This window comes from Rhizobium sp. AB2/73, assembly GCF_020871915.1.
Taxonomy (GTDB): Bacteria; Pseudomonadota; Alphaproteobacteria; order Rhizobiales; family Rhizobiaceae; genus Rhizobium; species Rhizobium dioscoreae.
The window spans coordinates 1,724,772-1,751,189 of record NZ_CP067071.1 but is presented as its reverse complement, the minus strand read 5'-3'; the positions used below and the strand labels follow the sequence as shown (position 1 = coordinate 1,751,189).

Annotated in this window: 22 protein-coding genes and 1 pseudogene; 11 read left to right on the top strand and 12 right to left on the bottom strand. The window is 59.0% G+C overall.

Annotated features, from left to right (window positions below; translation table 11 throughout):
- Positions 1-14 precede the first annotated feature (14 nt).
- The 3 genes from mobB to I8E17_RS08725 are packed head-to-tail and all read right to left on the bottom strand — an operon-like array spanning position 15 to position 2,114.
- Positions 15-545, bottom strand: a complete 531-nt coding sequence (gene mobB, locus I8E17_RS08735; protein ID WP_069613084.1) for a molybdopterin-guanine dinucleotide biosynthesis protein B — start codon at positions 543-545, stop codon at positions 15-17.
- Positions 542-1,192: a molybdenum cofactor guanylyltransferase MobA gene (mobA, locus tag I8E17_RS08730; protein ID WP_069613083.1), complete on the bottom strand. Its 651-nt coding sequence runs from the start codon at positions 1,190-1,192 to the stop codon at positions 542-544. The genes mobB and mobA overlap by 4 nt, the downstream gene beginning before the upstream one ends.
- Before the next feature lie 10 nt (positions 1,193-1,202).
- Positions 1,203-2,114, bottom strand: coding sequence for a DMT family transporter (locus I8E17_RS08725; RefSeq protein WP_069613082.1), 912 nt, complete (start codon positions 2,112-2,114; stop codon positions 1,203-1,205).
- A gap of 336 nt (positions 2,115-2,450) precedes the next feature.
- Here I8E17_RS08725 and I8E17_RS08720 point away from each other — a divergent pair, with 336 nt between their 5' ends.
- Positions 2,451-5,000, top strand: coding sequence for a methyl-accepting chemotaxis protein (locus tag I8E17_RS08720; RefSeq protein ID WP_069613081.1), 2,550 nt, complete (start codon positions 2,451-2,453; stop codon positions 4,998-5,000).
- Between the two features lie 103 nt (positions 5,001-5,103).
- On the opposite strand, the gene I8E17_RS08715 is transcribed toward I8E17_RS08720, so the two are convergent.
- Together I8E17_RS08715 and moaA are read right to left on the bottom strand one after the other, a co-directional pair.
- On the bottom strand, positions 5,104-5,796 hold the full coding sequence (locus I8E17_RS08715) for an MBL fold metallo-hydrolase (protein ID WP_229002095.1): 693 nt from the start codon (positions 5,794-5,796) through the stop codon (positions 5,104-5,106).
- 78 nt (positions 5,797-5,874) lie between these two features.
- Positions 5,875-6,924: a GTP 3',8-cyclase MoaA gene (moaA, locus tag I8E17_RS08710; protein WP_069613080.1), complete on the bottom strand. Its 1,050-nt coding sequence runs from the start codon at positions 6,922-6,924 to the stop codon at positions 5,875-5,877.
- Between the two features lie 133 nt (positions 6,925-7,057).
- Here moaA and I8E17_RS08705 point away from each other — a divergent pair, with 133 nt between their 5' ends.
- Positions 7,058-7,432, top strand: coding sequence for a DUF971 domain-containing protein (locus I8E17_RS08705; RefSeq protein WP_069613079.1), 375 nt, complete (start codon positions 7,058-7,060; stop codon positions 7,430-7,432).
- Positions 7,433-7,464: 32 nt separating this feature from the next.
- Positions 7,465-8,664 (top strand): low temperature requirement protein A, encoded by a 1,200-nt coding sequence (locus I8E17_RS08700; protein ID WP_069613078.1) that lies wholly within the window; start codon positions 7,465-7,467, stop codon positions 8,662-8,664.
- Here I8E17_RS08700 and I8E17_RS08695 read toward each other — a convergent pair.
- Positions 8,658-9,143 (bottom strand): MarR family transcriptional regulator, encoded by a 486-nt coding sequence (locus I8E17_RS08695; RefSeq protein ID WP_069613077.1) that lies wholly within the window; start codon positions 9,141-9,143, stop codon positions 8,658-8,660. The two genes, I8E17_RS08700 and I8E17_RS08695, sit on opposite strands and share 7 nt — an antisense overlap.
- Before the next feature lie 45 nt (positions 9,144-9,188).
- Here I8E17_RS08695 and I8E17_RS08690 point away from each other — a divergent pair, with 45 nt between their 5' ends.
- The gene (locus I8E17_RS08690) at positions 9,189-10,154 is read left to right on the top strand and encodes an alpha/beta hydrolase (RefSeq protein ID WP_069613076.1); all 966 of its coding nucleotides are present in this window, start codon (positions 9,189-9,191) and stop codon (positions 10,152-10,154) included.
- Positions 10,155-10,210: 56 nt separating this feature from the next.
- The gene (locus tag I8E17_RS08685) at positions 10,211-10,819 is read left to right on the top strand and encodes a pyridoxamine 5'-phosphate oxidase family protein (protein ID WP_069613075.1); all 609 of its coding nucleotides are present in this window, start codon (positions 10,211-10,213) and stop codon (positions 10,817-10,819) included.
- Positions 10,820-10,873: 54 nt separating this feature from the next.
- Here the strand turns inward: I8E17_RS08685 and I8E17_RS08680 are convergent, their stop codons facing one another.
- The 3 genes from I8E17_RS08680 to fumC all read right to left on the bottom strand — a co-directional run bounded on the left by I8E17_RS08680 (position 10,874) and on the right by fumC (position 15,436).
- Entirely contained in the window at positions 10,874-11,941 is a 1,068-nt protein-coding gene (locus tag I8E17_RS08680; RefSeq protein ID WP_069613074.1) for a GGDEF domain-containing protein, read from the bottom strand.
- A gap of 196 nt (positions 11,942-12,137) precedes the next feature.
- Positions 12,138-13,745, bottom strand: a complete 1,608-nt coding sequence (locus tag I8E17_RS08675) for a fumarate hydratase (RefSeq protein WP_069613073.1) — start codon at positions 13,743-13,745, stop codon at positions 12,138-12,140.
- Positions 13,746-14,044: 299 nt separating this feature from the next.
- Complete coding sequence (gene fumC, locus I8E17_RS08670) at positions 14,045-15,436, bottom strand: class II fumarate hydratase (RefSeq protein ID WP_069613209.1); 1,392 nt, start codon at positions 15,434-15,436, stop codon at positions 14,045-14,047.
- A 405-nt stretch (positions 15,437-15,841) separates the two neighbouring features.
- Between fumC and I8E17_RS08665 the strand changes: the two genes are divergently transcribed.
- Complete coding sequence (locus tag I8E17_RS08665) at positions 15,842-17,740, top strand: L,D-transpeptidase family protein (protein ID WP_069613072.1); 1,899 nt, start codon at positions 15,842-15,844, stop codon at positions 17,738-17,740.
- Positions 17,741-17,811: 71 nt separating this feature from the next.
- Here I8E17_RS08665 and I8E17_RS08660 read toward each other — a convergent pair whose 3' ends face one another.
- Complete coding sequence (locus tag I8E17_RS08660) at positions 17,812-18,486, bottom strand: HAD family hydrolase (protein ID WP_069613071.1); 675 nt, start codon at positions 18,484-18,486, stop codon at positions 17,812-17,814.
- 195 nt (positions 18,487-18,681) lie between these two features.
- Here I8E17_RS08660 and rpiA point away from each other — a divergent pair, with 195 nt between their 5' ends.
- The 5 genes and pseudogenes from rpiA (at position 18,682) to I8E17_RS08635 (ending at position 23,634) form a co-directional block, all read left to right on the top strand.
- The gene (rpiA, locus tag I8E17_RS08655; protein ID WP_069613070.1) at positions 18,682-19,383 is read left to right on the top strand and encodes a ribose-5-phosphate isomerase RpiA; all 702 of its coding nucleotides are present in this window, start codon (positions 18,682-18,684) and stop codon (positions 19,381-19,383) included.
- A 13-nt stretch (positions 19,384-19,396) separates the two neighbouring features.
- Entirely contained in the window at positions 19,397-19,951 is a 555-nt protein-coding gene (locus tag I8E17_RS08650) for a DUF2059 domain-containing protein (RefSeq protein WP_069613069.1), read from the top strand.
- 184 nt (positions 19,952-20,135) lie between these two features.
- Positions 20,136-21,521, top strand: a complete 1,386-nt coding sequence (gene gor, locus I8E17_RS08645) for a glutathione-disulfide reductase (protein ID WP_069613068.1) — start codon at positions 20,136-20,138, stop codon at positions 21,519-21,521.
- Positions 21,522-21,675: 154 nt separating this feature from the next.
- Positions 21,676-23,049 carry a 3-deoxy-7-phosphoheptulonate synthase class II gene (locus I8E17_RS08640; RefSeq protein ID WP_069613067.1) on the top strand — a complete coding sequence of 458 codons (1,374 nt, stop codon included), beginning with the start codon at positions 21,676-21,678 and terminating at the stop codon, positions 23,047-23,049.
- 159 nt (positions 23,050-23,208) lie between these two features.
- Positions 23,209-23,634: pseudogene (locus I8E17_RS08635) on the top strand (GFA family protein).
- Between the two features lie 3 nt (positions 23,635-23,637).
- On the opposite strand, the gene I8E17_RS08630 reads toward I8E17_RS08635, so the two are convergent.
- Positions 23,638-24,174, bottom strand: a complete 537-nt coding sequence (locus I8E17_RS08630; protein WP_069613066.1) for a DUF1003 domain-containing protein — start codon at positions 24,172-24,174, stop codon at positions 23,638-23,640.
- A gap of 157 nt (positions 24,175-24,331) precedes the next feature.
- Complete coding sequence (locus I8E17_RS08625) at positions 24,332-26,206, bottom strand: LTA synthase family protein (protein WP_229002112.1); 1,875 nt, start codon at positions 26,204-26,206, stop codon at positions 24,332-24,334.
- Positions 26,207-26,418: the final 212 nt, after the last annotated feature.

Here is a 26,418-nt window from a genome sequence, read left to right as displayed (position 1 = left end):
ACTGGCGGCCCTTCTCATTTCTGCCGGTTGCCGAGGCCCACTTTTGCAGCGATAAAGTCGGCGATGGCGGCCGTGTCGTCGAGGTCGAAAACGACGAGCAAACCGGCGTCTTCAACCGGATGGTCCGCGGCGATGGCTACGATGTGAGGATCTTGCGGGGCGAGCGGTTCGCGTTTTGCCGCTTCCAGTCGGCGCGCCTCGATCTTCGGAATGGGTTCGCGTTTGTAACCTTCGATCAGAACGAGGTCGCAGGGGGCAAGACGCGCCAGTATTTCTTCAAAGCTCGGTTCCGGCGCGCCGCGCAATTCGTGCATGATGGCGTAACGCGTGCCGGAGACGATGGTGACTTCATGCGCGCCAGCCTCGCGATGACGAAAACTATCGGCGCCAACCTTGTCGATATCGAAATCATGATGCGCATGCTTGATGGTCGAGATGCGATAGCCGCGCAGTGTGAACTCTGTGACCAGCCGCACGGCAAGCCCCGTCTTGCCGGAATTCTTCCAGCCGGCGATGCCGAAGATTTTGGGCCGAGATTTCGTCATGACATGCGTTCCAAAGCTGCCAGCCATGTCTCCGCTTCGACGAGATCGGCTGGCGTGTTGATGTTGAAGAAGGGGTCGAGAGGCCCGATTGCCGTTTGGATAGCGGGAAACTCCACCCGCCGCACTGTATGCCGGGCGAGGAAATCTCTCACGCGCCGCTTTTCGTCCGCGGCGATCCATTGCTCCAGATCGTCGGCTGCGGAGACGGGCCAGAGGCCGAAAACAGGATGATCCTGACCAAGGGATGCTGCGATGGCAATCTCGTCAGAGCCGTGAATGACGTGGGCAAGGTGCGCGACAACATCGGCAGGAAAGAACGGGCTGTCGATGGGGATGGTGGCGATATGCGAGACTTCAGAATAACGCGACCGTGCGTCCTGCAGCGCAGCGAGCACACCTGTGAGCGGCCCCAATTTACCGGGAATTGTGTCCGGTATGAGCAGCATCCCCATAGCGTCAGGCCAATCGGCATCCGCATTCAATGCGGTAGGCTTGCGTTGCTTTTCAGAGATCTTCGACGCGATGCGAGCTAGCAGACTTTCGCCGGCGAGCGGTGCGAAGGCCTTGTTTGCGCCCATGCGGCTGGAACGGCCGCCCGCAAGCAGAACGACGGGAATATCTTCGGGATTGGCGATGAAGTCGGACATGATTTCGACCTCAGGCGGGAACGCGGGGCTCTGATTCCTGAGCGACGAGCTCGGCCGTCCGCCGTTTGCTTTCGCGATAGAAGGTATAGATGCCGGAGGCGATGACAACGGCAGCACCGGAAATAGACCATCCGTCCGGCACTTCGCCAAAGGCGATCAGGCCGAGCAGGGCCGACCAGATGAGACTGAGGTAACGGAACGGCGCGACGAAAGAAATTTCGCCCGTGCGCATGGCTAAGATGACGCTCTGGTAGCCGATCAGCACCAAGACGGAGGCCAGCAGGATTTGCAGGAGCGATGTTGTGCTCACTGGCTGCCAGCCGCCGAAGGGGACGATGCACAATGCTCCGAATATGGAAATGGAAATTGCGGTACAGAGCGTGACCATCAACGACGGCACGGACTTGTCGATGCAGCGTGTTGCCAGATCGCGGGCGGCGGTCGCAAACATGCAGGCGATGGCAAGGAGGGCAGCCGTCGTGAACCCGTCCCGGCCGGGCCTGATGATGATCAGCACGCCGATGAAGCCGACGGCAATGGCCGTCCATCGCCTCCATCCCACAGGCTCCTTCAAAAAAATCATCGCGCCCAGCGTCACGGCAAGCGGCACCGCCTGTTGGATGGCGGAGGCATTGGCGATCGGCATCATTCCAAGAGCGGTGATATAGGTTGCTGCAGCCAGAGCTTCGCAGGCGATGCGCAGCGCAATCATCGGCTGCAGGATGACGCGCCAATTGCGCAGAGCGCCCATTCGGCGAGCGAGCAGATAGACGAAAAAACTCGTGAACAGGCCGCGGATGAAGATGATTTCGCCTGCATTCATCGTTGCTATGACCGTCTTGGACAAAGCATCGCTGCAGGAGAAGCCGGCCATGGAGGCCGCCATGAAGAGCGCACCCTGCGTATTCTTGGTCAGTCGCATGAGAAAGATGAGTCCCCCGATATACTCATCTGGATTAGCGCCGTTTTCGGCAAATTGGAATCGGCTGTGCTTTGGCTGCAGTTGAATTCGATTGTGCAGTGCGGCGAAATTGCTGCGAAGGAAAGGTCGGTTTTTCGCGTAATGGTCGCGAAATTATACGGCGGTTGTAATTTTTTGCCAATGCGAAGAGTTTCGGGCAGGCGATTAATCCTTATTCAATCTTATTTCCCGAGGCTCACAGCGGTTTTGCATGAGGCAGAAGCACCTACCGCAGCGCAGCAGGAATGACGATCCCGCCTCCGCTGGAGATTTTTAATAATCCAGTTGAGGCGCCGCATGTTTTTCATTGATCGTCTTTTGCAAGGCCGCAGGATTGTCACCAAGGTTCTAATTTTCGTGGTGCCGCTGGTGGTTCTCATCGCCGGTGTCGGCCTCGTCGGTTATCACACCGCCAATATTCTGAACGGTCACATGACCGTGACGCGCGCCACGATCGAAAATATCAGCGATTTCGAGAACCTGCAGGCCGCCCTGCAGGAATTCACCGGATCGCCTTCGGAAGAGACGCGCCAGGCACTGGCCGACAAGATCGATGCGCAGGAACAGGGTGTCCGTCGATTGAGCGGGCTGCTCAGCGACGATCAGCGCGCCAAAATCGTTCCGGTCACCGGGCTCGCCGCCAAGATGCGAACGCAGGAAGCCACGCTCTGGTCTATCAAACAGAAGCAGGATAGTGATGTCCAAGCCATCCGGAAGGCGGTGCAAAATATTGAGGCGACCGCCAAGGCCGCCGGCAAGCAGATCGACATCATCCGCAAGGATTTCAGCGACAAGGAAACCTTCGCCAAGGAACTGCTCTACGATGCCGCCGCTTATAAGGGCCTTTCGGAGAAGATGAGCAATCTGCGCATCCAGGTGCAAATGGCTGCCGACTCCACGGAAGAAATTTCCGATGCACGCACCTACGCCGATGCCATCTTGAAGCAGGTGACGGTTTCAAAGGCGCTGGTTTCGAAGCGCGGTGCCGGTCTCGTCGCGAACGCCTCCGATGCTGCCGACAAGCTCGATGCGGTCCTGAAGGGGTCGGGCACGCCCGATCAGAAGGTCGAGGCGATGGGGCCGATCCTGCAGAGCTTCGTAAAAATCGAAGGCGAGATGACGCTGCAATCGGCCAAGAACAGCGATACCGCCGCCGATCGTTTCGTCAGCCTGGACAAGATCATCGATGGCCAGAAGGAGCTTCTGGATCACGTCGATCAGGCGCTCGGTCTCGTCGATCGCCTGACCCTGCATGCCTCGCGTATGGAAAATGTCCGCGATGCTGCATCGCGCGAGCCTGTGCTTGCGGACCTCAAGGATCTGCAGGGCGTTGCTGCCAGGATTTCGGAACTTGGCCAAACCAACGCCACCATGCGTGATTTTTCCGCTCACGTGAAGCCGCTGATCGACGGCCTGACCAATGGATCGGCCGATCTGCTTCAGACGGCCGCCGACTGGAAGACGACGCGCGTTCAGTCCAATGCCCTACTGGCCGATGCCATGACCTCGCTGCGCGGCTTTGTCGCCCAGGCACAGGAACTCGGCAAGGAAGACAGCGAGCGCTCGGCCAACGTCTCGGTCATCGCCATGATCGTCGGCACGCTGCTTGCCATCATCGGCGGCCTGATGCTGGTGGAAACCCTGCGCGGTCCGCTGAAGCGCGTCACCGACGTCATGACGCGCCTTGCAAGCGGCGACTTGGAAGTCGCGATCGACGGCCGCAATCGCGGCGACGAGATCGGCGACATGGTGCGCTCCGTCAGCGTCTTCCGCGATGCCGCGCTTGAAAACGTCCGGCTCGAGCGCGAGGCCGAAAACGCCCGTGCGCTCTCAGCCGAAGAGGCTGCCCGCCGCGCCGCCGAGCGCGCCCGCATAGAGGCCGAGCAGAAGCAGGCGCTCAATGCGCTGGCCGATGTTCTCGCCAAGCTCGCCGACGGTAACCTGGAAGAGGGCATGCGTGAGGATCTTTCCGCCGATTTCGTGGAAATGGCCTTCACCTACAATCACGCCGTCGAAGCTCTGCGCGAGACGCTGACGGACGTTCGCTACACGGCCGAGGAAATTAAGGGCGGCACCGGTAATCTTGCCATGTCGGCTGACGATCTCGCCCGGCGCACCGAGCAGCAGGCGGCAGCTCTTGAGGAAAGCTCGCGGGCGCTGCATCGCCTTAGCGACGTCGTGCGTTCGACTGCCGATCGTGCACGGCAGACCGCAAGCTCCGTCAATGAGACGCAGGCCTATGCAACGCAATCGGGCGAAGTGGTTGCCAAGGCTGTGGGCGCCATGAGCGAGATCAACCGTTCCTCCGAGAAGATCGCCACGATCATCGGCGTCATCGACGAGATCGCCTTCCAAACCAACCTCTTGGCGCTAAATGCAGGGGTCGAGGCAGCCCGTGCCGGCGAAGCGGGCCGCGGCTTTGCCGTCGTCGCGCAGGAGGTGCGTGAACTGGCGCAGCGTTGCGCCAATGCGGCAAAGGAGATCAAGGGCCTGATTTCGGCAAGCTCCGCGCAGGTGCAAAATGGCGTACATCTGGTCGAGCAGACCGGCGCGGCGCTGGCTGAGATCATCAACCATGTCACCGGCGTCCAGAGGCTGGTTGCCGATATTTCGTCTGCCACCACCGAGCAGTCGACCGGTATTGAGGAAGTGACCCGCGCCGTCTCTGAAGTCGAGCTGATCACGCAGCGCAACGCGGCCATGGTCGAGGAGAACAATGCAGAGATCCACGGCCTTCGCCAACGGGTCGGCATGCTGTCGGAAAAGATTGATCGCTTCCGTACCGGCGATGGCGAGGTGGAATATGCGAGCTACAGCAGTACGGATGCGCGGTATCGCGCCGCATAAAGCGGTGCTTTAGATAAGGCTAATAACCGGTTGATGCGCCGGGCTAATGGTTCGGCGCATTTTGATTGAAGCTTACTGTCGCGATCACGGCGCTGTGGACGAATTACCGGCAGAGATTAAGCGTTTCGCCATCGGCGGGGATTAACAGGCGCGACGGATCGAGACCGCTGGCCTCTGCGGTTTGGCGAAGATCCTGGCTTGTGACGGTCGCGTGATCGAGCGCTTCCATATGAGTTGCGACGATAGTCGCTTGCGGGGCGAGGCGGCTGACTTCGAGCGTCTGCTTGTCATCCATGACGATCAGGTCGCCGTCCCAACGGGCGCCGCAGGAATGGGTGACGATGATATCGGGCGAGAATTCACGGATCGTTTCGGCGACCGGAGGGTAAAGCACGGTATCGCCAGCCCAATAGACGGTCGGTTCGCCATCGGCCTCCAGCATGAATCCGATGACCAGGCCCATCTTTTCCACTACCGGTCCGACACCGTGGCTGCCCTGCCGCGGCGTGATTGTCAGCCCTTGCCAAGTGATCGATTGCGCAAGCGGGGTGACATTTGTGAAGCCAGCGTCGCGGATACGTCCTTCGTCACCGGGTTGACAAAGGATCGGCAATGTTTTCGGCACGCGCTCCTTGGCAACGGCATCGAAATGATCGGTATGCAGATGCGATACGATCACCAGCTCGACGCCTTGGAGAATGTCGTCGATCGAACGTGGCAGTTCCGTCATCGGATTGGGAGAGCGGCCGGTAAAGGACGGGAGACTGTGTCGCGGCGCAAAATAAGGATCGATCATCAACAGATGGCCGCCATAGGTGATTCAGCGTCGCGTTGCGAATAAGCTCAAGCTGCATGCAGATTGTCTCGATTTAATTTAGCCGCCGGTAACGCTCATGTGGCGCGCGACCGCCGGGCGGTTGTGCGTGCGGTCGATGATGAAGTCATGACCTTTGGGCTTGCGGGTAATGGCTTCATCGATTGCGGCCTGGAGCAGGGCGTCATCCTCGCTTGCGCGCAGCGCTGTGCGCAGGTCGGCCGCATCGTTCTGCCCTAGGCACATATAGAGCGTGCCCGTGCAGGTGAGCCGCACGCGATTGCAGCTCTCGCAGAAATTATGGGTCATCGGCGTGATAAAGCCGAGGCGGCCGCCGGTCTCTGTGACTTCGACATAGCGGGCGGGGCCGCCCGTCTGGTAGGGGATGTCCGTTAGCGTGAACTGACGCTCGAGATCGGTGCGCAACTGGGAGAGCGGCAGATATTGATCGGTGCGGTCCTCGTCGATCTCGCCCATGGGCATGGTCTCGATGACGGTCAGGTCCATGCCGCGACCATGCGCGAACCGCAGCAGCTCGGGAATTTCGGTATCGTTGAAGCCTTTGAGCGCGACGGCATTGAGCTTGATCTTCAGGCCAGCCTTCTGCGCTGCGTCGATGCCTTCCATCACCTTGGAGAAATCTCCCCAGCGGGTAATCGTGCGGAATTTATCGGGATCCAGAGTATCGAGCGACACATTGATGCGCCGGACACCGCTATCGTAAAGTTCTTCGGCATGGCGGGCGAGCTGAGAGCCGTTGGTCGTCAAGGTCAATTCGTCGAGTGCGCCATTTTTCACGCTCTCGCCGAGTTTGCGGACCAGAAACATGATATTCTTGCGCACCAGAGGTTCGCCGCCGGTGAGCCTGATCTTGCGCACGCCCTTGGCGATGAAGGCGGAACAGAGCCGGTCGAGTTCTTCGAGCGTCAGCAGATCCTTCTTGGGCAGGAAGGTCATGTGCTCGGCCATGCAGTAGGTGCAGCGGAAATCGCAGCGGTCGGTGACGGAAACGCGCAGATAAGTCACCGCGCGCCCGAAAGGGTCAATCATCGGGCTTCTATCCGCTGCCAGCGGCGAAGCGCCGCCTATGGTACCGACCATGCTATTCACTCAAATCTCCATCACGCTGCTAATGTGTGCATAGGCGATTGTTGCGTCAAGGAAAATGCCTTTCAATTATACTTGCGTGTAGAGCTGTGGCGGCATAATTCTCGGAAACACACTGAAAGGCATGGGAAAATCGATGAGTGACGTTTGGCCGACCGAATTGCGGGTCTCGAAGGATCGCCGTCACCTGATGGTGACGTTCGATAACGGCGCGAGCTTCGACTTGCCGGCCGAGATGCTGCGGGTGCTGTCTCCCTCCGCGGAGGTCCAGGGACATGGGCCGGGACAGAAGGTTACCGTACCGGGCAAGCGCAACGTCAGCATCATGTCGATGACGCGGACCGGCAACTATGCTGTTCGCATCGGGTTCGACGACATGCACGACACGGGAATTTTCACATGGGCCTATCTGCGCGAGCTCGGAGAAAAGGGTCAGGAGCTTTTCGCGGCCTATGAGGCTGAGCTGAAGGAAAAGGGTCTCAGCCGCGACCCGGTTGGAAAGCCGCACTAGATAATCTCCAGTAACGGACAGGGGGCGTAAGCATGATCCTTGGGGGTAGGGAAAACTGGCTTCGCGCCAAGGGCAGCAAGAACGAGAGCAAGGTTTCCTTCGTCGAGCTGTTTTTCGATCTGGTCTTCGTTTTCTCGATCTCGCAGCTTGCGCATGCGCTGGCCGAGCATTTCACCCCATTGGGGGCGCTCGAAGCCATCATGCTGATCTTTGCGGTGTGGTGGGTCTGGATTTTCACGGCGTGGGTGACGAACTGGCTCGATCCCGACCGCATGCCGGTGCGTATCATGCTGTTTACGCTGATGTTTGCGGGACTTATCCTCTCCGCTGCAATTCCCGAGGCTTTCGGCGAGAAAGCGATTTTCTTTGCCGGCGCCTATGTCTTCATGCAGGTCGGGCGCTCGCTGTTCACAGTCTATGCCCTGAAGAATGTCAACGCCGCTAACCATCGCAACTTCCTGCGGATCACTTGCTGGCTTGTTTTGTCCGGCGTCTTCTGGATTTCAGGGGCGCTGGTGGAAGGCGAGGTTCGTATCGTGCTTTGGCTGATCGCACTCGTTATCGAATATTCGGCTCCGGCACTCGGCTTCCGGGTTCCCGGCCTCGGCAAATCGACGACGGCAGACTGGGATGTATCGGGTGCCCATCTGGCCGAGCGTTGTGCGCTGTTCATCATCATTTGTCTCGGCGAGGCCGTTCTGCAGGCGGGCAAGACCTTTGCAGAGCAGCCGGTCACGCCGTTGATCGTCGCAGTATTCATTACCGCTTTCATCGGTACGGTTGCCCTCTGGTGGATTTATTTTCAATTCGGTCATGAAAGGGCGGCCCATCGCATCGAGCATGACGATACGCCCGGCAGCCTCGCCCGGCAGGCGTTTACCTATGCGCATATTCCCATCCTCGCCGGCATTATTCTCAGCGTCGTCGGAGATGAATTTCTCTTTGCTCATCCACATGATGCCGCCGACATGCACGCTGCAGCCGCGCTACTCGGCGGACCGGCAGTCTTTCTCCTTGGAAATCTCTGGTTCAAGGGGGTAACCACCGGCCGGCCGCCGCTATCGCATATGGCGGGGCTTGTTGGGCTGGCGCTGTTGCTGCTTACACTGCCGATGGTTGTGGTCTATCAGCTCGGCATTCTTGCCACGGCCGTGCTCGTCGTCGTTGCGATCTGGGAATTCGCCTCGTTGAACCGGGTCGTTCCTTCGGCGCGTTCAGCCGGCGATCATTGATCGCCAGCAAGTTTCAGCGGTTCACGTTCTTCCTGTAGCAGGAGACTGACGATGCGTTCCATGTGCACGGTGATCGCTTTGCACTCTTCGATCGGCGCATCCGAGAGCATCCGGTCGATGAGCGCGGTCTGGATGGTCATGGCTTCCTCGGTTACACGGCGCCCTTCCTCCGTCAGGTAGAGGCGGAGCACGCGTTTGTCGTGCTTGTCGCCGCGCCGTTCGATCAGCCCGCGCTTTTCCATCTGCGGCAGCAACATGCTCATGTTGGAGCGGCCGACCAATAGCTTGCGGGCGAGTTCCTGCTGGGAAATGCCTTCAAAGCGAAACAGGTTGACGAGAATGTCGAGGTGCGGCGGCTTGATGTCGAGATGCGCCAATGCCCGTCCGAGTGATTGTTGCATCAGCTGACAGGCGCGCGCCACCGCGATCCAGCTTCGAAAACGCGGATGGTCCCAGGGAAGGGATTGATTTTTGTTCATCGTTGTACTTTATTGTTCATGGTTGAACATTATCGGATTTCCACTATGCCATCCTTTGCGCTCAAGGTCACCCGGTCGGTTCTCGCCGGTCTCGAAAGGCTGTCTCCGCGGCTCGCCGGCAAGGCGGCTTTCCGGCTTTTCTGTCTGACGCCTTCGCGTCGCCCACGCGGCTCGAAGGCCAAGGCGGCGCATATGGAGGGCAGGCAGCGTCTTCTCGCAGCAGAGCAGGTGATGCTGCCGTTTCCGGGCGGCCGTGCCATGGCCTACCGCTTCAACGGCGGAGCCAAGGGAACGCGCAAGCGCTATCTCGTGGTCCATGGCTGGGGTTCCAGCAGTGAATACATGTCCGAACTGGCTGCATTCCTTGCGGACGATGGAGCGGAGGTGATCTCGCTCGATTTGCCCGGCCATGGGCGATCGGCCGGTCGGTTCCTGAATGTACATTTGGCCGTTTCCGCTATCGCGGCTGCTTCGGCGCGCTTCGGAGCCTTCGATGCCACGATCGGACACTCCTTTGGTGGGGCATCCCTGGCACTGGCATCCGCAGGCTTTCTGCCTGATATCGAGCCGCTTCAGACGGGTAGGCTGGTGCTGATCGGTGCGCCGAGCGCCATGGGCTGGCTCTTCAAGGATTTCGGGCGCCTGATGCGGCTGAGGCCGGCCACGCAGGCGGCCCTCGAAGACGAGGTTCGTCTGGTAACGGGCAGGACGCTCGCTTCCTATGACCAGAAGCGCGACCGGCTCGATCCGAGCCGGCCGGTTCTCGTCATCCATGCCGAGGACGACAAAGAAGTGAGCGCCGATCATGCGCGCAGCTATGCCGCCGAAGGCGCGCATGTCCGTCTCTTCTGGGCCAATGGCTTCGGGCACCGACGAATCGTCAGCGCCGCACCCGTATTCGACGCCATACAGCGCTTCCTTACCGAAGATATTCAGGAGGAAAATCCGCTCGAAAATCATGACGGGACAGTGCTATCGTTCTATCGAACTCCGCTGCGTCGCTCGTCATGATAGTGGCTGTGCCGCGCCGGATCCGAGTGGATTACCACAGAGAAGCGTGAGGCCACATGCACATCGTCACATCCGTCGAAGAACTGAAGCAGCTCTATGGCGACGCCGGCGAGGCATCGATCACCAAGGTCACGAGCGTCCTGACGCCGCTCTATCGCCGAATGATCGAAGCGTCGCCCTTTATGGCTCTGGCCACAGTTGGGCCTGAGGGGCTTGATTGCTCACCGCGTGGTGACTTGGGCGGTGTCGTTCGCGTAGAGAACGAGAAGACCCTGCATCTGCCGGATTGGCGCGGCAACAACCGCGTCGACTCTCTTGCGAATATCGTTCGTGATCCGCGCATCGCGCTGATGTTTCTCATCCCGGGATCGAATACGACGATGCGGCTCAATGGTCGGGCAGTCGTCTCGATCGACCCGGCCTTGCTCGACAGTTTCGAGATGGATGGCAAGCATCCGCGCTGCGTTGTCGTGATTACGATCGAGGAAGTCTATTTCCAGTGCGCGCGGGCGATTATGCGGGCCGAGCTGTGGAATGCGGAACGGTTCGTCGATCCGGCAAGCCTGCCATCGCCGGGTATGATGCTGAAGGCGGCGAAGGCCGATTTCGATCAGGAGACTTATGATCGCGAGGCGCCCGTACGGGCAGCCAAGACACTCTGGTAAGCAAGCCGCCGACATGCCTGGGAAAGCCGCGCCGGCGGTTGGTTGGCTTCGCTTCTAATTCTTGTAGATGAGCCAACTTTTGGTGAAATCCTTCTGCATGCCATCCTGATAGACACTGCTGCAATTGCGGCCGGCATTCTTCGCGCAGTAGAGCGCCAGATCGGCCTTGTTATACAATTCTCCTGAATCGGCTGCTTCCGAAGCCATGCAGATGCCGAGGGAGAGGGTGATCGGACCATAGTCGACCCTGGTGCGCGAATTCTTGAACGGCGTCGCCTCCAGGGTGCGACGTATCCGTTCGCAAACCGTCGTAACGTCCTCGACGCTGGTGGCTTCCAGAATGAGAGCGAACTCTTCGCCTCCGACGCGGGCGACGAAAACGTCGCGACGCACATTGGCGCGGATGATGGAGGCGACGGTGGCGAGAATCTTGTCGCCGACCGGGTGGCCGAACGTGTCGTTGACCCGCTTGAAGTGATCGATATCGGCAAGAATCAGAGCGGTCGTCGGCCGGGTAAGCTGGTTGTCGAAGATGGAGATCAGCCGGTCTTCGAAGGCGCGGCGGTTGGAAAGCCGGGTTAGCGAATCGGTGTTGGCGATACGCTTGTATTCGTCGAGTTCCTTGCGGACCAGATCCATTTCCTGGCTGCGCTCCACGACATGCTCGACGGTCTTTTCGCCGTGAGCCATCGTATCGCCGGTTGCTGTGGCGAGCATGTCAATGGCGCTGCGTAGCAGTTCGGCGCTGTTGTGGCTTCTGGAGCTTATGCTTTCGCTGGTTTCGCCGAGCAGGCGGTTATAGCTTTCGAGTGTTGTCTGTTCCTGACGCAGGGCACGCAGGACGGCATCGAGTTCGGAGGCGAGGCGGGTATGCGCTTCATCGAAGACGCGACCCGCATGATGCGGAAAATATTTGGCGCCGATCTCGTCCAGCTCCTCCTGGGTGGCGTTTTTGCCCAGAGCTGCCAGTTCACGCGTGAGAGTGGGATTGGAGCCGATATAAGCTTCGTAGAAAAGTTGGTAATTGCGCGGAATAGGTGCGACCCCCATGGATCGCATGGCGTAGGTAATTTGCCCTGCCACGTCGGGAATTTGCGCCTTCGGCGCAATCGCCGTACTCATCGGTGAGCTCCGTAACATGTATTTGTTAAATCTCTTCTTTATTTATGCAAAGATTCTTTGAGAAAATATTAAGAATGTGATTATGAAAAATCCTCTGTCACCATGGTTTTATTCAAAAAATAATACAATTGAAGAGGGTTTTACAGAAAGGGGCGCCGATGCGCCCCTTTTGATATGCACAATTAAAACAGCTATTCTATCCAAGGTTAAGTTCCTGAAAGAAATCATTGCCCTTGTCGTCGATGACGATAAAGGCGGGGAAATCTTCGACCTCGATCTTCCAGACCGCTTCCATGCCGAGTTCCGGATATTCGAGTACCTCCACCTTCTTGATGCAATCCTGAGCAAGGCGGGCAGCCGGCCCGCCGATCGAACCGAGGTAGAAGCCGCCATATGTCTTGCAGGCTTCCCGTACGGTACGCGAGCGGTTGCCCTTGGCGAGCATGACCATGGAGCCGCCGAAGGATTGGAACTGGTCGACGTAGCTGTCCATGCGGCCCGCGGTCGTCGGGCCGAACGAGCCGGACGCATAGCCGGCAGGCGTCTTTGCCGGGCCGGCGTAATAGACCGGATGGTTTTTCAGGTATTCCGGCATGCCTTCGCCTTTTTCCAGGCGCTCGCGGATCTTGGCATGTGCAAGGTCGCGCGCGACGATGATGGTGCCGGTAAGCGACAGGCGCGTCTTGACCGGATGCGCCGATAGTTCTGCCAGGATATCCGCCATCGGCCGGTTGAGATCGATGCGGACCATGGATTCCGAGAGCTTGGCTTCGTCGATCTCCGGCATGTACTTGGACGGGTCGGTCTCGAGCTGCTCGATGAAGATGCCGTCGCGGGTGATCTTACCCTTGGCCTGGCGGTCGGCGGAACAGGAGACGCCGAGGCCGATCGGCAGCGAGGCGCCGTGACGGGGCAGGCGGATGACGCGGACATCATGGCAGAAATACTTGCCGCCGAACTGTGCGCCGACGCCGAGGCTCTGCGTGAGCTTGTGGATTTCCTTCTCCATTTCGATATCCCGGAAGGCATGTCCGCTTTCGGAGCCTTCCGTGGGAAGACAGTCGAGATACCGCGTCGAGGCGAGCTTGACCGTCTTCAGGTTCATCTCCGCAGACGTGCCGCCGATAACGATAGCGAGATGATAAGGCGGGCAGGCGGCCGTGCCGAGCGTCAGGATCTTCTCTTTCAGGAAGTCCAGCATACGATCGTGAGTCAGCAGCGAAGGCGTACCCTGATAAAGGAATGTCTTGTTGGCCGAGCCGCCGCCTTTGGCGACGAAGAGGAATTCATACGCGTCGGTGCCTTCCTCATAGATATCGATCTGCGCCGGCAGATTGTTTTTGGTGTTCTTTTCCTCGAACATCTTGATCGGCGCGAGCTGCGAGTAGCGCAGGTTCTTCTTTTCATAGGCATCGAGTACGCCCTTTGCCAGCGCGCTGCTGTCGCCGCCTTCAGTCCAGACGCGGCGGCCTTTCTTGGCCATGATGATGGCGGTGCCGGTGTCCTGGCACATGGGAAGCACGCCGCCAGCGGCGATATTGGCATTCTTCAGCAGATCATAGGCGACGAAGCGGTCGTTATCGGTGGCTTCTGGGTCTTCCAGGATCGAGGCGAGCTGCTTCAGGTGGCCGGGGCGCAGCAGGTGGTTGATATCGGCGAAAGCCGTCTCGGCGAGCAGGCGGATGCCCTCGGGTTCGACGGTCAGGATTTCCTGGCCCTTGAAGGTGTCGACGGAGACGTAATCGCTGGAAATCTTGCGATAGGGAGTGGCGTCATCGCCGAGAGGAAAGAGATCGTCAGCCATTTGGGAAACCTTTCAAGCCGGATGGCGGGGAAGATATTTGGAGACGGTCTAAATCCGGCTGGAGGCAAAAGCAATTGTTTGGCTGATAAGTCGAAACTTCAAAGTGGGGTTCGTTAGTTGGGCATACTCAGGTCAGGTGGTCTTCCGATGGCTAAGCCTTGTGCCCGGCCCCTCGCCATAGCCCTCTCCCCCATTGCGGGGAGAGGGGGACCTATTCTGTGTTTGCGGCACCTACTAATGAGGCTGCTGATGTCGCATGATCAATTTCTTCTCCCCGCGACGATCACCGTCCAATGATTTCACTTCGGACCGATCATCGTTTCCGGCCGGACGATGGCATCATATTCTTCCGATGATACCAGTCCACTCGCCAGAGCTTCTTCCTTCAGGGTCGTGCCGTTCTTATGCGCCGTCTTGGCGATCTTGGCGGCATTGTCGTAGCCGATCTTCGGCGCGAGTGCCGTCACCAGCATCAGCGAACGTTCGAGACCGGCCTTGATGTTGTCCTCGCGCGCCTCGATGCCGACGACGCAATTATCCGTGAAGGAGACGGCGGCATCGCCGAGCAACTGCACCGACTGGAGGAAGTTGTAGGCCATCATCGGATTGTAGACGTTGAGCTCGAAGTGGCCCTGGCTGCCGGCAAAGGTGAGGGCCGCATTGTTGCCGAAGATGTGAATGCAGACCTGCGTCAGCGCTTCGCATTGCGTCGGATTGACCTTGCCCGGCATGATCGACGAGCCCGGCTCGTTTTCCGGCAGTGCCAGTTCGCCGAGACCGGATCGCGGGCCGGAACCCAGCAAGCGGATATCGTTGGCGATCTTGAAGAGCGCGGCTGCCGCCGCATTGATAGCGCCGTGGCTGAAGACCATCGAATCATGGGCAGCCAGCGCCTCGAACTTGTTCGGGGCGGTAACGAAGGGCAGGCCGGTGATTTGGGCGATCTCGTCAGCGACCTTCTCTGCAAAGCCGATCGGCGCGTTGAGCCCGGTTCCGACCGCGGTGCCGCCCTGGGCGAGTTCGCAAAGGCCCGGCAGGGTCAGCTCGATGCGTTTGATGGAGGAGGCGACCTGCGCGGCATAGCCTGAGAATTCCTGGCCGAGCGTTAGTGGTGTTGCATCCTGCGTATGGGTGCGGCCGATCTTGATGATATGGGTGAAGGCGGCGACCTTCTTTTCCAGGGCCGCATGCAAGTGCCTGAGCGCCGGCAGCAGATGATGGACGATCTGCTCGGCGCAGGCGATGTGCATGGCAGTCGGATAGGTATCGTTCGACGACTGGCTCATGTTGACGTGATCGTTCGGATGTACGGGCTTTTTCGAACCCTTGACGCCGCCGAGCATCTCGATCGCGCGATTGGAGATCACTTCGTTGGCATTCATGTTCGACTGCGTACCCGAGCCGGTCTGCCAGACGACAAGCGGGAAATGATCGTTAAGCTTGCCATCTATGACTTCCTGTGACGCATCGACGATTGCCTTGCCGAGCGCCGGATCCAACTGGCCGAGCTCCATATTGGCCCGCGCAGCCGCCTGTTTGACGATGCCGAGGGCGCGCACGACCGAGAGCGGCTGCTTTTCCCAGCCGATCTTGAAATTGCCGAGCGAGCGCTGGGCCTGCGCCCCCCAATAGCGGTCGCTGGCGACTTCGATCGGGCCGAAGGTATCGGTTTCGGTGCGGGTGGACGTCATCTTCGTGGTCCTGCTTTCCATTGAGACAGATAGCAGCCATATAGGTGCGAACCGTGCTCATGAAAACATCAAAGCGCAATTCATGATTATAAACATCATGTTTGAATGCGATCGTCGGGCGTGCTCTTTTTAACACGCCTGGCATATATTCGCGGAGGCGCATTTACCGCCCCTCAAAAAGCCCGGCAAATTTCAATAAAAGATTAACCAATAATTTCATAATTCGGTGTGGACTAAGCGCGGAAGTCGCCACTGCTTCGTCACGTGAAGTTGAGGCATTGAACGAAAGGCGGGGTCTCGTCGTTTTCAGTGTGTCGGGTGTATGATGTCTGAGACATCGCGGCCGAGTTGAAAACAGCACCGTCGAGCTCGAAGTTACCGTACGACACAGGGACTGATTAGAGAATGAAACTTGCCATCAAAGCCACAGCATCCGTCCTGGCTCTTTCCTGCTGCCTTTCCTCGATTGGCGCAACCTCCGCAAGTGCTATGACCCTCATGGATTTTATCCGTGGCGGTCAGGGCCGTCAGCAGAGCACGCAGGTTTCGGCTCCGGTTCCCGTCAACCCGGCGCAGACGCTGAACTCCGTTGAGCCTCCGCGGGCAAAGCAGCCGCTGCCGACCGTCGATGCGCCGAAATACTATACTTACAAGGCCGACCAGATGCGTCTGGTGTCGACGGTGCATTTCGCCGATCCGGTTGTGACCGGCGCCGTTGCAGACGCCTCTCCCACGCCGGTCGCTATCGATGCCGAAGTTTCGCAGCGCCGCTATCTGGCGGATGCCCGCGTCATGGCGACCAACGATATCGCCAAGGCGATCGAAGCCTATTATGCCGATCAGAGCAAGCCGCTTCTCTGGGTTGCGGATCATGCCGTCAGCGACAAGGCGAAGGCCGCGATGGCGGTCCTTGCCGATGCCGGTTCCGTCGGCCTCGATCCTGCCGACTATGCGGTAACGCTGCCCGGCGACAATGCCGCAAATGCCGACCCGGTGCTGCGTGATCGGGCTCTCATGCAGTTTGAGCTCACGCTCTCCAGCAAGGTGCTGATGTTCGTCCAGGATACGGTTCGCGGTCGCCTCGACCCGAACAAGATCTCCGGCTATCACGACTTCAAGCGCAAGGACGTCAATCTGACGGCTATGCTCGATGTATTGCGCGCCAGCCCCGATGCTGCCGCCTATCTCAACAGCCGCAGCCCGTCCAACCCGCAATTCATGGAATTGAAGGCGGAGCTTGCGAAGCTGCGTTCCGAGGCCGGGACGGACGGCGGTCACATTTCCATTTCGCTCGCCGGTACGCTGAAGCCGGGTGATAGCTCGCCGGAAATGGCCAATATCGTCAAGGCCATCGAGCATCGCGGTTCGGATGCACTGAAGACGGCTCACGCCGATCTTTTCTCCGCGTATCTGGGCACGCCGAGCTATACGCCCGAGCTCGTGTCGCTAGTCGAGGACTTCCAGCGCGAAAAGGGTTTGACGGCCGACGGCGTGATCGGCCCGTCCTCCGTTCGCGCCATGGTCGGCGAGAACAACGATGTGAAGATCCAGAAGCTGGTCATCGCCATGGAGCAGCTGCGCTGGCTGCCGGACGAACTGGGCCCGCGCTACGTCTTCATCAATCAGCCGGCCTTCATGGTCTATTACTACAATAATAATCAGGAGCAGCTGTCGATGCGCGTCGTCGTCGGCAGCAAGCAGCACCAGACCTTCTTCTTCGAAAATCAGGTGCAGACGGTCGAATTCAATCCGTTCTGGGGCGTTCCGCAGTCGATCATCATCAACGAGATGCTGCCGAAGCTGCGTTCCGATCCGAACTATCTCGATCGCATGGGCTATCAGGTCGAAGTGGGCGGTCGCGCCGTCGCTTCGTCCAGCGTCGACTGGTATGGCTCGACGAAGAGCATTTCGGTTCGCCAGCCGCCGAGCAGCGACAACGCGCTCGGTGAACTGAAAATCCTCTTCCCGAACTCGCACGCCATCTACATGCACGACACGCCGCAGAAGAGCTTCTTCAAGAAGGATATGCGCGCACTCAGCCACGGCTGTGTCCGTCTTGCCGATCCGCGCGCGATGGCCGCTGCCGTGTTGAACACCACGGTTGACGACGTCGCCAAGCAGATCGCCACCGGCCAGAACAAGGCTGTGGCCGTGCCGCAGAAGTTCCCGATCTACATCGCCTATTTCACCGCTTGGCCGAACAAGGACGGCGTGATCCAGTATTTCAACGATGTCTATGATCGCGATGCTGCCACGCAGAAGGCGCTCGATGCGACCTCAAAGGCGCGGACTGCTCAGATCTAAAGTCTGTTCAGTGGCGAAAACAGAAATGGCGGCCATGTGCCGCCGTTTTTTTGTTGAAGAACTGCTGTGTCTCAGGCCGCCAGCAATCCCTCGACCAGTTCCGGCGTCAGCTCATCATAGTGATAGATGATGCGGTTCGGTCCAAGGGTTTCGATGCCGACATCGGAGTAGCCGAAGGGGACTGCGATGGAAGGGACGCCGGCATTGCGGGCGACAAGGATGTCGTTGATGCTGTCGCCGATCATGATCGTCCGGGCGATGTCGCCGCCCGCGCGCTCGACGGTGCCGATCAGGTGTTCTGCATTCGGCTTGCGCACGGTGAAGGTATCGCCGCCGGTAATGGCCTCGAAATATTGGGTCAATTCGAGCCGGTCGAGAAGTGTGCGCGCAAGCGATTCCATCTTGTTGGTGCAGACGGCAAGCTTGTAGCCTTTGTTCCGCAGTGTTGTAAGCGCGGCCAGGAGTCCGGGGTAGGGCTGCGTGACGCCGGGCATCGTCTCGGAATAATGGGTTATGAAGCGCTGTAGCAGAGCCGGTAATTCTTCCGATGTCAGCGTATAGCCATGCAGCTTGCAGGCCCGCTCGATCATCACCTGCGCGCCGTTGCCGACGAGATGCGTCACGTCGTCGTAAGTGACCGGCGGAAGCTTGAGTGCGGCGATGGTATGGTTCAGGCTGACGATCAGGTCCGCATGCGTGTCCAGCAGCGTGCCGTCGAGATCGAATACGACAAGGGGAGATTTCACGAGGAATCGGCCTTTGCATAGAAAAGAGTACGTCTTCCGGAGTTAAAAGATCGCGCGGGCAATTGCAACTGAAGTGCCGGAAAGCCTAGGCGGGAGGGGCTCGGGGATTTCTATATCATGCCGTTATTTTGGCTTTCGTTTGGCTGGAGAGCCGTGTAAACAGCAGACCAACGTAACAATGGGAGCAGGTGGCGCATGGACGCCCGCCAGATGAAAATCGAGGCTGCGAGAGCCGCGCTCGCTCACGTCGAAAGCGGCATGCGGCTCGGGATCGGCACCGGCAGCACGGCGGAGGAATTCGTTCGCCTGCTCGCGGAAAAGGTCGCCGCCGGCCTCTCGATTGAGGGCGTTCCCACGTCTGAAAGAACGGCCAAGCTCTGCAACGAACTCGGCGTGCCGTTGAAGTCGCTCGATGAGCTTCCGGAACTTGATCTGACCATCGACGGAGCCGATGAGCTGGATGGCGCGCTGACGCTGATCAAAGGCGGCGGCGGTGCGCTGCTGCGCGAGAAGATCGTTGCGGCCTCGTCAGCCCGCATGATCGTGATCGCGGATCAGAGCAAGGTCGTTGAGACCCTCGGAGCCTTTCCGCTGCCGATCGAGGTCAATCCCTTCGGTCTCGTTTCCACTCGCATCCTCATCGAGAAGGCGGCCTCGCGTCTTGGGCTTTCCGGCGCGCTCAACATGCGCCGCGCGGGCGACAGTTTCTTTGTCACCGATGGGGGGCATTACATCGTCGATGCATCTTTCGGCCGTATTCCTGATGCAGAGGCGCTGTCGAGCGAGCTCTATTCGATTCCCGGCGTTGTCGAACACGGGCTCTTTATCCATATGGCGACACAAGCGATCATTGCCGGCCCCGCCGGTGCGCGCACGTTGCAGGCGAACAATACATAGGAGCACTCATCTCATGATCAAATTTGCGGGTCTTGGCCGTCTTGCCGCTGCAACCATTCTTCTTTCCGGCATTGCTTTCGGTTCCGTAAGCGCTCAAGAGGTTTCCGAGGATCAGATCAAGGCTGCCCGCGCCGCGATCAATGCTCTCGGCATCACCAACCAGTTCGACAACATCTTGCCGAACCTCGCCGAGCAGCTGAAGAGCACGATGATCCAGGCAAACCCGAATTTCGGCGATGCGATCAACTCGACCGTCGACGCGACCGCCCTGGCTCTGGCGCCGCGCCGCGCCGATCTCGAGCGTGAAGCCGCCATCACCTACGCCAAGGCCTTCTCTGCCGACGAACTGAAGGCGATTGCAGATTTCTACAATTCGGCGGCAGGCAAGAAGCTTCTCAAGGACGGTCCGCTCGCCACCCGCGAACTCTACAAGGCGGCCGATATCTGGAGCCAGGGCATTTCGCGCGATCTCGCAAAGCAGAGCAACGATGCCCTGCAGAAGGTCGTCAAGCAGCCGGTCGTTACGCCGGATGCCGGTGCGGCCGCTCAGCCGGCGCCGAAGCAGTAATCAACGGTTCGCCGCCGCAATGGTTTCGAAAGCTGGGTTTGTAGTTTTCGGTATCTGCGGCAAGCAGTTGCAAATTCGAAGCCCGGATCGATTCCGGGCTTTTCTTTTTGAGTTCAGGCTCCCTATATGAGTGCCGACCCCTAAAGGCGCTTCGCGCGCAACTTGATGTCTACAGGAGCGATCCATGCCTTCGTTTGATTTCGACCTTTTCGTGATTGGCGGCGGCTCGGGCGGTGTGCGCAGCGCGCGCGTGGCCGCATCGCTTGGTAAGAAGGTCGGGATCGCCGAGGAATATCGCTATGGCGGCACCTGCGTCATTCGCGGCTGCGTGCCGAAGAAATTGTTCGTCTACGCCTCGCAATATAGCGAGCATTTCGAGGATGCAGCCGGTTTCGGCTGGACGGTCGGCGAAAGCAGCTTCGACTGGAAGAAGCTGATCGAGGCGAAAGACAAGGAAATCGCCCGGTTGGAGGGCCTCTATCGCAAGGGGCTCGATAATGCCAAGGCGGATATTTTTGACACACGCGCGGAGCTCGTGGATGCCCATACGATCAAGCTGCTGAAGACCGGGCAGACCGTGACCGCCGAGACGATCGTCATTGCGACCGGCGGCCGGCCGAACCTGCACACGGCGCTGCCGGGTCACGAGCTTTGCATCTCCTCGAACGAAGCGTTCCATCTGAAGGAACTGCCGAAATCGATCCTCATTGCCGGCGGCGGCTACATCGCCGTCGAGTTCGCCAACATCTTTCATGGTCTGGGCGTCGAGACGACGCTGATCTATCGCGGCGCCGAGATACTCTCGCGCTTCGATCACGACCTGCGCAAAGGCCTTCACGAGGCCATGGAGGAGAAGGGCATCCGTATTCTCTGCCATGACATCATCGAGTACGTCGAGAAGGCGGAGGGCGGGCTCAGTGTTCGGACGAAGAACGATAAGCTCCTGACGGTCGATACCGTCATGCTGGCGCTCGGCCGTACTCCGAATACCGAAAATCTCGGGCTTGAGGCTGCCGGCGTCGCAATCAACGAGCAGGGCGCCATTATCGTCGACGAATATTCGCGCACTTCCGTTCCGAATATCTTCGCTCTCGGCGACGTCACCGACCGGGTACAGCTGACGCCGGTGGCGATCCACGAGGCCATGTGTTTCATCGAGACCGTCTACAAGGACAATCCGACCCGACCGGATCACGAACTCATCCCGACGGCCGTTTTCTCGCAGCCGGAGATCGGCACGGTCGGTCTGACCGAGGAAGACGCTGCCAAGCGTTATCCGGAGCTCGAAGTTTACCGGGCGCAGTTCCGGCCGATGAAGGCGACGCTTTCGGGCCGAGCCGAGAAGATGATCATGAAGCTAATCGTCAATGCCGCGGACCGCAAGGTCATCGGCGCCCATATTCTCGGCCACGATGCCGGCGAGATGGCGCAGCTTCTCGGCATCACGCTGAAGGCCGGCTGTACCAAGGACGATTTCGACCGCACCATGGCGGTGCATCCGACGGCGGCGGAAGAATTGGTGACGATGTATTCGCCGAGCTACCGCATTCGCAACGGCGAGCGCGTGTAACGCGGTCGTTTTAGCTCTGAGATCGACTGCACCATAAAAGATTCGCACAGTAGTTTGCCCGCCTTTGCAAGCGGGCGGCAAAGGTTTATAAGCGCGCGTTATTTACGACGACGGGCCGCCCGAAAAAGATCGGGCGTACAAGCAGGTGAGTGAGATGGCACAGAATTGGACCCCGAGCAGTTGGCGGCAGAAACCGATCCAGCAGGTGCCGGATTTTCCGGACAAGGCAGCGCTGGCAGAAACCGAAGCCCAACTTGCAAGCTATCCGCCGCTCGTTTTCGCCGGTGAAGCCCGTCGCCTGAAGGCGCATCTCGCCAATGTCGCAGAGGGCAACGGTTTCCTGCTTCAGGGCGGCGATTGCGCCGAAAGCTTTGCAGAACACGGTGCCGACACGATCCGTGACTTCTTCCGCGCCTTCCTGCAGATGGCTGTCGTGCTCACCTTCGGTGCGCAGCTGCCGGTCGTCAAGGTTGGCCGCATTGCCGGTCAGTTCGCCAAGCCGCGCTCGTCGAACATCGAAACGCAGAATGGCATCTCGCTGCCGAGCTATCGCGGCGATATCATCAACGGCATCGATTTCACCGAAGAAGCTCGCATTCCCAATCCGGAGCGTCAGATGATGGCTTACCGCCAGTCTGCCGCGACGCTAAACTTGCTGCGCGCCTTCGCGATGGGCGGCTATGCGAACCTGGAAAACGTGCAGAAGTGGATGCTCGGCTTCGTCAAGGACAGCCCGCAGGGCGAGCGCTACCGCAAGCTTGCCGACCGCATCGGCGAGACCATGGATTTCATGCGTGCGATCGGCATCACCGCCGAGAGCAATGCGAGCCTGCGCGAAACCGATTTCTTCACCAGCCACGAAGCGCTGCTTCTGGGCTATGAAGAAGCCTTTACCCGCGTCGATTCCACAACCGGCGACTGGTACGCCACCTCGGGCCACATGCTCTGGATCGGCGACCGTACGCGGCAGGCCGATCATGCGCATGTCGAATATTTCCGCGGTATCAAGAACCCGATCGGTCTGAAGTGCGGCCCTTCGCTGCAGGCGGACGATCTGCTGAATCTGATCGACATCCTGAACCCGCAGAACGAAGCCGGCCGCCTGACGCTGATCTGCCGTTTCGGTCACGACAAGGTTGCCGACAACCTGCCGCGCCTCATTCGTGCCGTCGAGAAGGAAGGTCGCAAGGTCGTCTGGTCCTGCGACCCGATGCACGGCAACACGATCACGCTCAACAATTACAAGACGCGCCCGTTCGAACGCATCCTGTCGGAAGTGGAAAGCTTCTTCCAAATCCATCGCGCCGAAGGCACGCATCCGGGCGGCATCCATATCGAGATGACCGGCAAGGATGTGACCGAATGCACGGGCGGCGCCCGCGCGGTCGGCGCCGAGGACCTGCAGGATCGCTATCACACGCATTGCGACCCCCGTCTCAATGCCGACCAGGCGCTGGAACTCGCCTTCCTGCTCGCTGAGCGGATGAAGGGCGGTCGGGACGAGAAGCGTATGCGCGCACACGGCTGAGCGAAGCCGCATTCATGATCTCTCGAATGGGCCGGCGAAAACCGGCCCATTCGCTTTTGGGCTAGGAGCGATCAGCTCGGCTGAAAGACGCTTCAGTTCTTTGAAATTGACCCAAATTCCGTTCTCGGCAAGGCTGCCTTCAAAACAAGGGGAGCAATGATGAGCGACGAACACACGGGAGCCTGCCTCTGCGGCAGTGTAAGTTTCAGGACGCACGGAAAACTGCGCGAGGTGGTCGCCTGCCATTGTTCGCAGTGCCGCAAGCAGACCGGGCTCTATTATGCCGCGACCAATGTCGCACGCGAAAATCTTGTCATCGAGGGAGAAGAGGCGATCACCTGATATCGTGCCAGCACATTCGCTCGCCGTGGTTTTTGCAGGATCTGCGGCTCGGCTCTGTTTTGGGTGGCCGATGGCGCCGATGAAATATCGATCATGGCCGGTCTGTTCGATCAGCCGAGCGGCCTTGAGATGGGTTATCATATCTTTTGCGCCGACAAGGGCGATTATTACGAGATCAGCGACGGACTGCCGCAATACCGGCAGGGACGACCGGGATTGCTGACGGCCGGCCCCTCCGATTAACCCTCACATACCACCTTTTTCGGTAACGAGCTTGCTGAGCTTGGCGAGTTCTTCGCGCACCACCGCAAGCTCAGTCAACACCTGCATATCGATCTTCTGATGCAGGGACAGCACTTCCAGCTCGGACTTGAGATTGACTTCATAATCCTTGGCTGCCTCGAAACGATCCCGCTCGGCCTGCCGGTTCTGTGACATCATGATGATCGGGGCCTGGATCGCGGCGAGCATGGAGAGAACGAGATTCAGGAAGATGAAGGGATAGGGGTCGAAGGCGTTCGTGGTGAGGAGGATCGTGTTGATGACGCACCAGAGCGCCAGAAACAGCAGGAAGGCGATGATGAAGGACCATGAGCCACCGATGCGGGCGATGCTATCAGCGAGACGCTGCCCCCGGGAGGATTCCGCCGAGATGGCGGCGTTGATATCGGTGGAGATGATTTTCCGCTCGTGCGCCTTTTTGAGAACGCGCTTTTCGATATCGCCAAGCTGATCGGCCGTCTTGTCAAAATGCAGATGAACGAAGTTGGGAAGATTATGCATTGGAAGGGCTCCGAGGTCCAAGTAGCATTGAATGCAACTATTCGACCAACGGGGAAAAATGCAACGAGGGAAGGGTTTCAAACTCGATTGCGCATGGAGCTGCTGCGCGTACTGTTATCGCAAAAGAACACCCGCACTGACTCATGTTTATAATGGGCTAGCTGTCTTCCTGGCCCATCAGCTCCGCATGAGACGGGAAGAAGCGCCCCAAACCATATTGGTGGCCGAACATCATGTCGTGCTGCAGATAGCGATAGTCGCGCACGGTCGGGTCAAGCTCCGGCTCCTTGCGGCCCCAATCGGGGAAGGTCTGGCTGTCGCGGGTTGCCAGCTGATAGCGGTCGACGATGTTGTATTTCTTCTGCACGCGGCCGAGAAAGCCCGTGTAGAAAGGATGCTCATAGCCTGCCGTTTTCAGCAGGTGATAGGGCAGCTGCGAGGGGCTGATGGTACCGATGTCCTTGCGAACGCCCTTCTTGCTCGACCAGACGACGAGCGGCGTTTCGTGCTCCTTCTTCATGACGTCGAGCGGCGCCTTGCGGGTCGCCACCTGCTGCGGCATGTAGCCGGTGTTCGGATAGACGCTGCCGAGCGGCGGCAGATGATCGCCCCAGAGGACGATAATGGTTTCCCGGTCGCGCTTTTCGGCCCAATCCATCAGCATCTTCAGGCTGTCATCGGCTTCGCGAACGCCCTGTGCATAGGTAGCGAGCGCCGCACGATCATCGTCGTTCAAATTGCCGGCGATATCGACGGTATTCTCGGAATAGCGGTCGGCTTCGTAAGGCCCATGTCCCTGAAGAGTGACCGCGAAGAAGAAGAAGGGACGCTCGGCGGCGTCTCCTTCGCTCATGATTTCCTTCATAAGGGAGTCGTCAGCGGCGAACATGCCGCGTTTATCCATGGGCGGCAAAGTCTCCTGGGTATGAAATTCTTCGAAGCCGAAAGCCCGGTAGACCTCGTTACGGTTCCAGAACCAACCGCTGAAAGGATGCAGTGCGCGCGCCGTATAGCCTTCGCCGCGGAAGAAAGTGGCAAGCGACGGCAGCGGGCGGCGCACATATTGCTGATAGGGAATGCTGCCATAGGGGAGAAAGGCGTTGGAAAAACCCGTCAGTGCCTCGAACTCGACATTGGCGGTCATGCCGCCGAATTCCGGCGAGAAGACATTGCCCGATTGTCTGGCGCGGATCGTCGGCATCGGATCCGGTGTGAAGGCGATGTTGGAAAGCCGAGTCGGATCCCAGAGGGATTCGCTCATCAGCATGATAATGTCGGGCTTTTGGCGCGGACCGGAGAGATAGCCGTAATTTCTTGCGGGCATGGCGTCGATGGCGCCATGGCCGTATCCGGCCGGTGACTTGATGTCGGCCATGGGCAGGTTTAGCGCGAAGGCGACGATGAAGCCGTTGTGGTTGTAATTTTCCGTCTGGTCCCAGACGATCGGTATGATCCCCAGCTTCTCGCGAACATAGGAATATTGTGTGGGGTCCATCTGCGAGGCGAAAAGTGCTGCCAGCGGCAGGCAGATCGAAAGCCGGGCAAGGCGCTCGTTTCGCGAAAGTGCGAACGTGTGGCTCAGGATATAGCGCCAGAACAGGATCATGGCGCCGGTGCCGGCGATGATGCCGATTGCCAGGGCAATCGCCGTCCAAGGGCGATCACGTACCATGACCGGCATCAGCTCCATGATCTGCCGCCCAAACAGGAAGTCCGAAGGGTAGAGCGGATCGGAGAGAAAATTCTGCTTCTGGCTGGAAATGAAGGCCGGTATGAGCAGCACCGGAGCGACGATCAAAGCGGATAGATGCGCGCGACCGATCAAGGCATCCAGCGTCAGCATGGTCAGCATGACAACGCCGATGGTGGCAAGGCCCGGACGGGACGGGGAAAGGAGATAGGTCCAAGCGGAGGCGAATTCGCCGCGTGCGACCCATTCGACCGTCATGACGATGGACAGGGAGAAAAGCAGGGTCAGCGTGAGGCTCAGAAGCAGGCGCAGAGCGGCAGACTTCTGTCTTGCCGCGCCGATCTTCTGGAAAAGGGCAAGCTTGCCCGCCAAGGCGGACTCGATGACCAATGCGACCAATGCTTTCTCCAAAAGCTACAAATATTCATATAAGTGTCACGCTTCTGTCATGAATGCTTCATGAACCGCAAGGCTGGCCTGGTATTTTTTGGGGCAAAAATACCTCCCCTGCGTGTAGTGCGATCTTTGATGCGTGTGCGGGAAGGAAGGCGGTT

What these genes read in the sequence shown, in the direction of transcription:
- rpiA (WP_069613070.1), top strand. Translation starts at nt 18,682, where the DNA reads ATGGACGCCCGCCAGATGAAAATCGAGGCTGCGAGAGCCGCGCTCGCT.
- I8E17_RS08700 (WP_069613078.1), top strand. Translation starts at nt 7,465, where the DNA reads ATGATCCTTGGGGGTAGGGAAAACTGGCTTCGCGCCAAGGGCAGCAAG.
- mobB (WP_069613084.1), bottom strand. Translation starts at nt 545, where the DNA reads ATGACGAAATCTCGGCCCAAAATCTTCGGCATCGCCGGCTGGAAGAAT.
- I8E17_RS08725 (WP_069613082.1), bottom strand. Translation starts at nt 2,114, where the DNA reads ATGCGACTGACCAAGAATACGCAGGGTGCGCTCTTCATGGCGGCCTCC.
- I8E17_RS08690 (WP_069613076.1), top strand. Translation starts at nt 9,189, where the DNA reads ATGCCATCCTTTGCGCTCAAGGTCACCCGGTCGGTTCTCGCCGGTCTC.
- mobA (WP_069613083.1), bottom strand. Translation starts at nt 1,192, where the DNA reads ATGTCCGACTTCATCGCCAATCCCGAAGATATTCCCGTCGTTCTGCTT.
- I8E17_RS08680 (WP_069613074.1), bottom strand. Translation starts at nt 11,941, where the DNA reads ATGAGTACGGCGATTGCGCCGAAGGCGCAAATTCCCGACGTGGCAGGG.
- I8E17_RS08715 (WP_229002095.1), bottom strand. Translation starts at nt 5,796, where the DNA reads ATGATCGATCCTTATTTTGCGCCGCGACACAGTCTCCCGTCCTTTACC.
- I8E17_RS08695 (WP_069613077.1), bottom strand. Translation starts at nt 9,143, where the DNA reads ATGAACAAAAATCAATCCCTTCCCTGGGACCATCCGCGTTTTCGAAGC.
- I8E17_RS08640 (WP_069613067.1), top strand. Translation starts at nt 21,676, where the DNA reads ATGGCACAGAATTGGACCCCGAGCAGTTGGCGGCAGAAACCGATCCAG.
- I8E17_RS08705 (WP_069613079.1), top strand. Translation starts at nt 7,058, where the DNA reads ATGAGTGACGTTTGGCCGACCGAATTGCGGGTCTCGAAGGATCGCCGT.
- I8E17_RS08650 (WP_069613069.1), top strand. Translation starts at nt 19,397, where the DNA reads ATGATCAAATTTGCGGGTCTTGGCCGTCTTGCCGCTGCAACCATTCTT.
- fumC (WP_069613209.1), bottom strand. Translation starts at nt 15,436, where the DNA reads ATGACGTCCACCCGCACCGAAACCGATACCTTCGGCCCGATCGAAGTC.
- I8E17_RS08630 (WP_069613066.1), bottom strand. Translation starts at nt 24,174, where the DNA reads ATGCATAATCTTCCCAACTTCGTTCATCTGCATTTTGACAAGACGGCC.
- I8E17_RS08720 (WP_069613081.1), top strand. Translation starts at nt 2,451, where the DNA reads ATGTTTTTCATTGATCGTCTTTTGCAAGGCCGCAGGATTGTCACCAAG.
- I8E17_RS08685 (WP_069613075.1), top strand. Translation starts at nt 10,211, where the DNA reads ATGCACATCGTCACATCCGTCGAAGAACTGAAGCAGCTCTATGGCGAC.
- gor (WP_069613068.1), top strand. Translation starts at nt 20,136, where the DNA reads ATGCCTTCGTTTGATTTCGACCTTTTCGTGATTGGCGGCGGCTCGGGC.
- I8E17_RS08665 (WP_069613072.1), top strand. Translation starts at nt 15,842, where the DNA reads ATGAAACTTGCCATCAAAGCCACAGCATCCGTCCTGGCTCTTTCCTGC.
- I8E17_RS08675 (WP_069613073.1), bottom strand. Translation starts at nt 13,745, where the DNA reads ATGGCTGACGATCTCTTTCCTCTCGGCGATGACGCCACTCCCTATCGC.